The sequence below is a fragment of the Limimaricola litoreus genome, from assembly GCF_024159025.1.
Taxonomy (GTDB): Bacteria; Pseudomonadota; Alphaproteobacteria; order Rhodobacterales; family Rhodobacteraceae; genus Limimaricola; species Limimaricola litoreus.
Window position 1 is genome coordinate 1 of sequence record NZ_JAMYXC010000121.1, and the last position, 8,356, is coordinate 8,356.

General features: G+C 67.8%; 6 protein-coding genes and 1 pseudogene. 1 reads left to right on the forward strand and 6 read right to left on the reverse strand.

The annotated features are described in order from the left end of the window. Positions 1–296 precede the first annotated feature (296 nt). From ligD to NHG85_RS07975, 6 genes are all read right to left on the reverse strand, one after another. Complete coding sequence (gene ligD / locus NHG85_RS07950) at positions 297–2,765, reverse strand: DNA ligase D (protein WP_253331360.1); 2,469 nt, start codon at positions 2,763–2,765, stop codon at positions 297–299. A 12-nt stretch (positions 2,766–2,777) separates the two neighbouring features. After that, entirely contained in the window at positions 2,778–3,623 is an 846-nt protein-coding gene (gene ku / locus NHG85_RS07955) for a non-homologous end joining protein Ku (protein WP_253331361.1), read from the reverse strand. A 182-nt stretch (positions 3,624–3,805) separates the two neighbouring features. Beyond that, positions 3,806–4,156, reverse strand: coding sequence for a cytochrome o ubiquinol oxidase subunit IV (locus NHG85_RS07960; RefSeq protein ID WP_253331362.1), 351 nt, complete (start codon positions 4,154–4,156; stop codon positions 3,806–3,808). Beyond that, the gene (locus NHG85_RS07965) at positions 4,153–4,782 is read right to left on the reverse strand and encodes a cytochrome c oxidase subunit 3 (RefSeq protein ID WP_253331363.1); all 630 of its coding nucleotides are present in this window, start codon (positions 4,780–4,782) and stop codon (positions 4,153–4,155) included. The genes NHG85_RS07960 and NHG85_RS07965 overlap by 4 nt, the downstream gene beginning before the upstream one ends. Then, positions 4,782–6,890, reverse strand: coding sequence for a cbb3-type cytochrome c oxidase subunit I (locus NHG85_RS07970; RefSeq protein WP_253331364.1), 2,109 nt, complete (start codon positions 6,888–6,890; stop codon positions 4,782–4,784). The genes NHG85_RS07965 and NHG85_RS07970 overlap by 1 nt, the downstream gene beginning before the upstream one ends. After that, entirely contained in the window at positions 6,887–7,759 is an 873-nt protein-coding gene (locus tag NHG85_RS07975) for a cytochrome ubiquinol oxidase subunit II family protein (protein ID WP_253331365.1), read from the reverse strand. Before NHG85_RS07975 ends, NHG85_RS07970 begins: the two co-directional genes overlap by 4 nt. Positions 7,760–8,065: 306 nt before the next feature. Between NHG85_RS07975 and NHG85_RS07980 the strand changes: the two are divergent. After that, positions 8,066–8,356 (forward strand): annotated as a pseudogene (locus tag NHG85_RS07980) (MFS transporter); the annotation flags it as partial.

The following is an 8,356-nucleotide window of genomic DNA, read 5'->3' on the forward strand; positions in this document are numbered from 1 at the left end:
CCGCCGGGATAGGGCGCGCGCCGGTCGCGCCGGGCGCGGTGCATCGCGCGGTCGTCCTCAAAGGTCCTGTAGGTCATGATGAGATGTCCTCCCTCGCCTCGGCGTGTCGCGATCTGCTTGCGGGGTCATGCGACCGAACGGCAGAACGCGAGCGAGGTTCCACTGCCGGCAATCCCGGGCCGAGGCATGGGCAGGCAGGGAGCAAGCCCCCGAATGCGGCATCGCCCCCGTCCCACAGGGCTCTCGGCACCGGCTTCCATCACGAAGCGCCGCGCTTGCGCTCTGAGGAGGGCGCTTCAGTCGCGCTCCTCCAACCAGTCCTCCATGGCGTCGAACACCGAGAGGGACAGGCCGGGTGCCCCGGCGCTCGCCTCCAACAAGGGGCAGCTTCGGCCCGCCCGCTGCGCGGCCTCCTCGACCCCGAAACCATCCGCGCGATCGAGCTTGGCGAGTTCGTCCCAATCGACGGGAAGCGCCACGGAAGCGCCGGGCCGGGCGCGCAGCGAATAGGGTGACACCGCCGTCGCGGCGATCCCGTTCCTGAGCCAGTCCACGAAGATGCGCCCCTCGCGGTTCGACTTGGACGCGCTGGCGGTATAGCGCTCCGGCGCGCGCCGCTTAAAGCCGCGCGCCACGCCTTCCGCAAAGCCGCGCAGGGTTTCCCACCCGGCCGTCCGGCGCAGCGGCACGACGACATGCACACCCTTGCCGCCGGTGACCATCGGCGCACAGGCAAGGCCGAAGCGCTCCATCAGCGCGCCGATCTCGTGCGCCGCCTTGCGCACCGCCGCGAAGGGCAGATCCTCGTCCGGGTCGAGATCGAAAACCAGCCGGTCGGGGCGGTCGAGCCGGTCGTTGCGCGCGCCGTGGATATGCACCTCGAGCGTTCCCATCTGCACGCTGCCCAAAAGGGCGGCCGGGTCCGGCAGGGTGATGTATTCGACCGTGCCGCCATCGGCCCCGGTCACGCTGACCGACCGCACAGCCTCCGGGAACCCCTTGCCAAGATGGCGCTGGAAGAAGCGCGGCCCGTCGAGGCCGGATGGCATCCGAACGAGGGCCACTGGCCTGTCCGCCGCGTGCTCCAGCATCCGCTCCGCGACACGGTCGTAATGGCGGGCGATGCCGCCCTTGGTAAGCGCGGGCTTCGGATAGACCGCCCTGTCGGCGCTGGAGATACGGATCCCGCGATACTCCACCTCCCCGGCGTCCTGCGCGGGAAGGGCGGCCAGCTCCTGCGCCGCGCTCACCTCCTGCGCCTCCTTGTCCTCGCGCAGGCCTTCGAAGATGCCGTGGCGGATCTGGCCCTGGGCCGTGAATTCGGCGTAACGCACTTGGGCCACCAGCTCCGGCGTGACCCAGCGCGCATGCTTGGCTACAGCGCGCGGGGCATCGTCGAAAGCCGGGGTCTTGCAGGCGAGCGGGTCGAGCCTCTCGGCAAGCATGCGCATCGCAGCAGCGTCGAAACCGGTGCCGACGCGGCCCCGGTAGACCAGCCGTTCGTCCTCGAAGCTGCCGAGCAGCAGCGAGGCAAAGGGGCGCCCGCGTTTGTCCGAAGGCAACCAGCCGCCGATCACGAACTCGGCCCCTTGGACGCATTTCACCTTGATCCAGTCGGTCGAGCGCCCCGAACGATAGGGCGCATCGGCACGCTTGCTGATGATACCCTCGGCCCCTGCACCGCACAGATGGGTCAGCACCTGCTCCGCCGCTCCCTCGATATAGGGCGAGAGCCGGATCGCCCCATCCTCGGGCTGATCCTCGAGCAGCTTTTCCAGCGCCGCGCGGCGGTCGCGAAGCGGTCGGGCGGTCATGTCCTGCCCGTCGAGATGCAGCAGGTCGAAGGCATGGAAGGTGAGCGGCCCGCCAGTCGACAGGGCCTTTTGCAGGGTCGAGAAATCGCCGCCGCCGCCCCCGGCGGTCACCTCGCCGTCAATCAGCGCCGCGTCGCACTCCAGCGCCCCGGCCGGGCCGATCAGCGGGGCGAAGCGGTCGCTCCAGTCATGGCCGCCCCGGCTCCAGGCAACGACGCCGTCGGCACCGATCGCAAGAAGGCAGCGATAGCCGTCGAATTTCGGCTCCTGCCACCACTCCTCCCCCTTTGGCGCGCTGTCGCGCAACGTGGCGAGTTGTGGCCGAACCGGTTCCGGCATCTTGCGCTTGCGCGCCTTGCGCCCCTTGCGGTCCGCAGCGCCCTCGGCGATCTCTTCCATCCGCCTGCCGCTCTCGACGGAGCGGTCGTGCCGGCGGGTCAGCCCGTCGGGATCGTCCGTCGCATCCCCGTCGCGCTCCTTGATCAAGAGCCAGTTCTCGCGCGCGCCGCCGCTTTTGCAGGGCTTCATCCGCACCAATGTCCAGCCGCCGCGCATCCGTTCGCCGTGCAGCCGGACCTTCAGCTTGCCGGCCTTGAGGGCCGCGGCGGGATCATCGTCCTGCGGCTCCCAGTCGCCCCGGTCCCACAGCATCACCGATCCGGCCCCGTATTGCCCTTCGGGGATCACCCCTTCGAACCCGGCATAATCCAGCGGATGATCCTCGGTGCGCACGGCCAGCCGCTTTTCGCCGGGGTCGTCCGAGGGGCCGCGCGTCACCGCCCAGGACCAGAGCGCGCCGTCGTGTTCCAGGCGGAAATCGTAATGCAGCCGCGTGGCGTCGTGCTTTTGCACCACGAAGGACAGCTTGCCGCCCTTGCCGCGCGCGGCACCGCGCGGCTCCGGCGTGGAGCGAAAATCGCGCTTGGCCTCGTACTCCTCCAAGCGAGCCATGGCTCATCCTCCTTACGAGGCTTTCTTGCGCGGCGAGGCTTTCCTGCCGCCGGATTTCTTGTCCGCCGCAAGGCTCTTTTTCAGCGCCGCCATGAGATCGACGACATTGCCCTTGGCGTCGGTCTCCACCTCGGGCTTGTCTGCGCCGGGCCGGGCGCGCGGCGCTTTCTTCGAACGGGCCTTGCGCGCCACCAGCTCCTTGAGCGCCTGCGCGTAATGATCCTCGTAGGCCGAGGCGTCGAAGGGCGCGGACTTGCTTTCGATCAGCTGCGTGGCGACCTTGAGCAGCTCCTTGTCCGCCGGGTCGTCCTCGATCTGCGCAAACAGCGGCTCCGCCTTGCGGATCTCGTCCTCGTAGCGCAGCGTCTCGAGCAGCAGCCCGTCGCCGCAGGGCCGGATCGCGCAGAGATACTCGCGCCCGCGCATGGTGAGCTGCCCGAGCCCCACCTTGCGCGTCTCGCGCAGCGCGTCGCGGACAACGCGGTAGGCGTCCTGCGCCAGCTCATCGACGGGCACCACGTAATAGGGCGCGTCGTAGTAAAGCGGCGCGATCTCGCCCTGTTCGACGAACTGTACCATCTCCAGCGTCTTCTTGGTCTCGAGGCGGATCTCCTCGACCTCCTCCGGCTCGATCAGCACGTATTCGTTCTTGGCGGTCTGAAACCCCTTCACGATCTCGGCCGTGTCGATTGGGCCGAGCCCCTCCACCACCTTCTGATAGCTCACGGGCTTGCCCGACGGCTTGTGGATCTGCCGAAACGAGGTCTTGGAGCCGCGATCGCGGGCCGAATGCAGCTCCACCGGGATCGCCACGAGCGACAGGCGCAGCTGGCCTTTCCAGACGGGACGCGAAGCCATGGCAGGTCTCCCTCAATGATGGCCGGCACTATCGAAACGAGGCCGCGATCCCCGGGGTTCCGGCCTCCGCCGATCCTCGCGGGCCAACAGCCGCCCGCCGGGAAGCGAAGCGGCCGGAGGCTTCCAGACGGCATGGGGCGGATCGGTCGTCCTCCCTGATCCTGCCTCCGATGGCGTTCCTCTCAGGGCCCGCCCATCCGGCCATCGAGGTTGTGCAGGATCCAGATCGTGCCGCCGCCCATCATGGCGAGGATCAGCGCGGTGAAGAGGACGAGCTGCAGGTCCTCCTTCGCCTGCCCCTTGAGCCGGATGTGCAAAAAGAACCGGAACTGCACCGCCACCTGTGCCACCGCCGCCGCCCCGATCGCCCACCACAGCGCGGCGCGCGGCAGCCAGTCCCACGCGACCGCCCCGAACACCGGCAGCGTCAACAGCAGCGACAGCCCGTAGCCCCACAGGTAGGAGCGCAGCTCCTGCTGCGGCGTGCCGTCCGGCGTGCCGGTCTCGTCCTCGGTCTCGACAGGGGCGCTCATGCCAGACCTCCCAGAAAGACGACCGAGATGATGGCGATCCAGACCACGTCGAGGAAATGCCACAACACGCCAAGGCGCAGCAGCGCCGTCTTGACCGGCGTGTCGAGACCGAAACGCCAGACCTGCGCCACGATCGCCATGAGCCAGAGCGCGGCGGCGGTAACATGCAGGGCGTGCAGCGGCACCAATGCCCAGAAGGCCGAGAGAAAACCGCTGCGCTGCGGCGCGCCGCCCTTGGCCAGCAGCGCGTGCAGATCCTTCGCTTCCATCGCGACGAAGGCCAGCCCGAGCACCAGCGTCAGGCCGAGCCAGGCCAGAACGGGTTGCACGCGGCGTCCCGGGTCGTGCTTCAACGACAGGATCGCCATGCCGTAGGTCAGGCTCGAGGTCAGCAGCACGAGGGTCTCGATGAACACGGGCTTCAGCTCGAACAGATCCTTCGGCCCCGGCCCGCCGGCGAGGTTGTCGAGCATCGTCACATAGGTGGCGAGCAACAGGCCGAAGGTCACGAGATCGCTCATCATGAAGACCCAGAAGCCGAAGACCAGCGCTTCGGCTTCGCCATGCGCCTCGGCATGGCCGCTGCCGAGGTTGAGGCCGGGGTGCCGACCGGTTTCGGTGTTCATCACTGCTCCTCCTGCGAGGCCGGGATCGCGTGGCCCAGATTGGCGGGCGTGTTCTCCTCGTGCCGGGGGATGCGCGGCGTGGCATGCACCATGGCGAGCCAGCCTTCATGCGCCTTGCGGACCTCCGCCGCCGGAATGACCCGCACCGTGTCGCGCACGAAGCCGCGCGCCAGCATCGCGCCCAAGCCCAGCAGCGCCCCCAAGCTGGCCAGCCACCACATGTACCACACGAGGCCGAAGGCACAGGCGAAGCCCGCGACACCAACGATGGGGCCGACGGCGCTGTTCCTGGGCATCCCGATGTCCTCGTAGTCTTCGGGCGAGCGGTAGGCGCGCCCTTGCTCCTTGGCCTCGGTGAAGGGATCGCGCGTCTCCACCTTGGGCAGCACGGCAAAGTTCCACTCCGGCGCGGGGGCCGGGATCGACCATTCGAGGCTGCGCCCGTCCCACGGATCGCCCGCCGGCACCCGACGGCGCTCGCGCTCGCGGATCGAGACGACGAGCTGTGCGACGAGGCAGCCGAAGGCGAACAGGACCAGCCCCGCCCCGGCAAGGGCGACGAGCGTGAAGGGAAGATAGGCCGGCTCGAAGAAAGCCACCGTCCGGCGCGGCATGCCCAAAAGCCCCAAGCCGTAGAGCGGGAAGAAGGCGAGGATGAAGCCCGCGATCCACGAGACGGCGGCGCGGCGGCCCCATTTCTCCTCGAGCCGGAAGCCGAAGGCCTTGGGAAACCAGAAGGCATAGGCCGCAAGCATGCCAAAGAGCAGGCCCGGGATCAGCATGTTGTGGAAATGCGCGACGAGAAAGAGCGTGTTGTGGGTGACGTAGTCGAGGCTCGGATTGGCCAGCACGATGCCGGTGGCCCCGCCGATGACGAACAGCATCAGGAAGCCCGCGGCATAGATCATCGGCACGCCCAGTCGCACCCGGCCCCGGTAGAGCGTCAGCATCCAGTCATAGACCTTCACGCCGGTGGGGATGCCGATCAGCATCGTCGCGATGCCGAAGACCGCGTTGAGCGAGGCCGACTGCCCCATGGTGAAGAAGTGATGCACCCAGACGGTGAAGGACAGCACCGCGATGCAGATCGTGGCCAGCGCCAGCGAGGTGTAGCCATAAAGCTTCTTGCCCGAGAGGGTCGAGATCACCTCGGAATAGACACCGAAAGCGGGCAGGATCAGGATATAGACCTCCGGATGCCCGAACAGCCAGAACATGTTGGCGTAAAGCATCGGATCGCCGCCGCCGGTATTGGTGAAGAAGTGAAAGTCCAGATAGCGGTCGAGCGCCAGCATCGAGGTCGCCAGCGTCAGCGGCGGCATCGCGAAGATCATCAGGATCGACACGCACAGCGCGGTCCAGCAAAACAGCGGCATCCGGAACATCGTCATGCCCGGCGCGCGTTTCTTGTAGATCGTCACCGCGAAGTTCATCCCCGCCAGCGTCGTGCCCAGCGAGGACAGCGTCACCGCCCAGATCCAGTAATCGGGCCCGACATCGGGGCTGTAGCCGGTCTCGGTAAAGGGCGGATAGCCGCTCCAGCCGCCGATCGAGAACGGCGTGAGCAGGAGCGACGCCATGACGAGCGCCGCGCCCGCCGCGGTGAGCGCGAGGCTGACGGAGTTCAGGAGCGGAAAGGCGACGTCGCGCGCGCCGATCTGCAACGGCATGACGAAGTTGATGACCCCGGTCAGGAACGGCATCGCCATGAAGAAGATCATGATCGTGCCATGGGTCGAAAACAGCTGGCCGAAATGCTCGGGGCTGAGAAAACCGCCCCCCAGACCCACCGCCTGCTGGGTGCGCATCACCGACGCCTCGGCCAGCGCCCGCGCCAGCATGACGAAGGCGAGCGCGATATACATGATGCCGATCTTCTTGTGATCGAGGCTGGTCAGCCAGTCGCGCCAGAGGGCGCCCCAGAGGCTGTAGCGGGTCAGCGCCCAGACGGTGACCAGCGCCCCCAGCACCATGACCCCCGCCGCGCCGCTGGCGATGAGGCCGTTGATGATGCTCGACGCACTCGGATGCGCCACCATTTCCCAGAACGGCAGGGCGTTCCAGTCGAGCCGCCCCAGCGCGGCATCGAGAAACCCGGAGAGGGTCATTGCCCGTCCGCCCTGTCATGCGCGGCCATCGGAGCCTTGGCGGTTTCGGACATCACCCGCGCGAAGAGATCGTCCGGCAGGCCGCCGAACAGGATCTCGCCCCCCTGACGGTCCAGCGCGCGCGCCAGATCGGAGGCCACGCCCTCCCGGCCCAGGGCCTCCAGTGCCGCCGCATCGAGGGCCGGTGCCGTCGCCGCATGTCGCGCCCAAGCCTCGAACGCCTCATCATCCATCGCGACGGCCTCGAACTTCTGCATGTGAAAACCTTTGCCGTTGTATTGCGAGTTCTCGCCACCGAACCGCCCCGGCGCATCCGCCCCGAGATGCAGCCATGTCGACATGCCGCCCATGGCATAGATCTGACTGCCGAGTGCGGGGACGAAGAACGACTGCATCACCGTCGCCGAGGTGAGTTCGATCTCCAGCGGCCGCGCCGCCGGAAAGGCCAGCAGGTCGACGCTGGCGATGCCGAGGTCGGGATAGAGGAACAGCCACTTCCAGTCGTATCCCACGGCCTGCACCCGCAACGGATCGGCGTCCGAGACGAGCGGCGCATAGGGGTCGAGCCGCGTCGCGTTGATCCACAGCAATGCCGCGAGCACCGCCACCACCAGCGCCGGGCCGCCCCACAAGGCGACTTCCCATGCCCGCGAAAACGCCCATCTGGGCTCGTAATCCGCGCCGCCCCGATCCCGGTAGCGCCAGATCAGCCATGGCGTCAGCGTCAGCACAGGCAGGACGACCAGCGCCATCAAGGCCGTGACCAGCCAGAAATGCGTTCGCTGCTGCGCGGCCACCGGCCCCTGTGGGTCGAGGAATGTTTCGACGCCGCAGCCTGAAAGAAGCAGGAAGGCAGCCAGAGGGGGCATCCACCGAAGGAAACCGGCGAACGGATGTCTTCGCAAAGGAGACTTCACGAAGGCCGTTCCGGCATGCCGCGTCATGACGCTGCAACCGCTTCAGGCCGGTTTTCTCTTTGATACGGTCGGGCATGTCTCATCCCCGCACCACCTAGAAGGGAACCAGCGGCGGGAAAGAGACGAATTATTATGATCCTGGCGTGATCAAAACATGATCGGGTCTGAATACCGCAAGGGTCGTGATCGAACATCGGGAACCCTCCCCGGCGCGCCACGTTCCGCCTCGGAGCGCGCGATACCGCACGGACCCCAGGCATGACCGGCAGGCAGATCATTATGGCCGGATTCGGGGCGACCGCGGTGACCTACGGCCCCGCCCGGATGGGCTTCGGGCTGTTCCTGCCGCAGTTCCGCGAGGCCTTCGGTCTGGGCTCGGGGATGGCCGGTCTCATCGCCGGGGGCGCCTTTCTCGCCTATCTGCTCACGGTGCTGGCCGCGGGGCCGCTGACCGCCCGCCACGGCGCACGCGTCCCGGTGCTGATCGGTGCCGCGCTCGCCTGCACCGGCATGGGTCTCGTCGCCGCGGCACCGAGCCTGCCCGTCCTC

Bases quoted from the DNA above. Each gene is read 5' to 3' on its own strand.
- NHG85_RS07960 (WP_253331362.1), bottom strand. From the start codon at position 4,156: ATGAGCGCCCCTGTCGAGACCGAGGACGAGACCGGCACGCCGGACGGC.
- NHG85_RS07970 (WP_253331364.1), bottom strand. From the start codon at position 6,890: ATGACCCTCTCCGGGTTTCTCGATGCCGCGCTGGGGCGGCTCGACTGG.
- NHG85_RS07975 (WP_253331365.1), bottom strand. From the start codon at position 7,759: ATGCCCCCTCTGGCTGCCTTCCTGCTTCTTTCAGGCTGCGGCGTCGAA.
- ku (WP_253331361.1), bottom strand. From the start codon at position 3,623: ATGGCTTCGCGTCCCGTCTGGAAAGGCCAGCTGCGCCTGTCGCTCGTG.
- NHG85_RS07965 (WP_253331363.1), bottom strand. From the start codon at position 4,782: ATGAACACCGAAACCGGTCGGCACCCCGGCCTCAACCTCGGCAGCGGC.
- ligD (WP_253331360.1), bottom strand. From the start codon at position 2,765: ATGGCTCGCTTGGAGGAGTACGAGGCCAAGCGCGATTTTCGCTCCACG.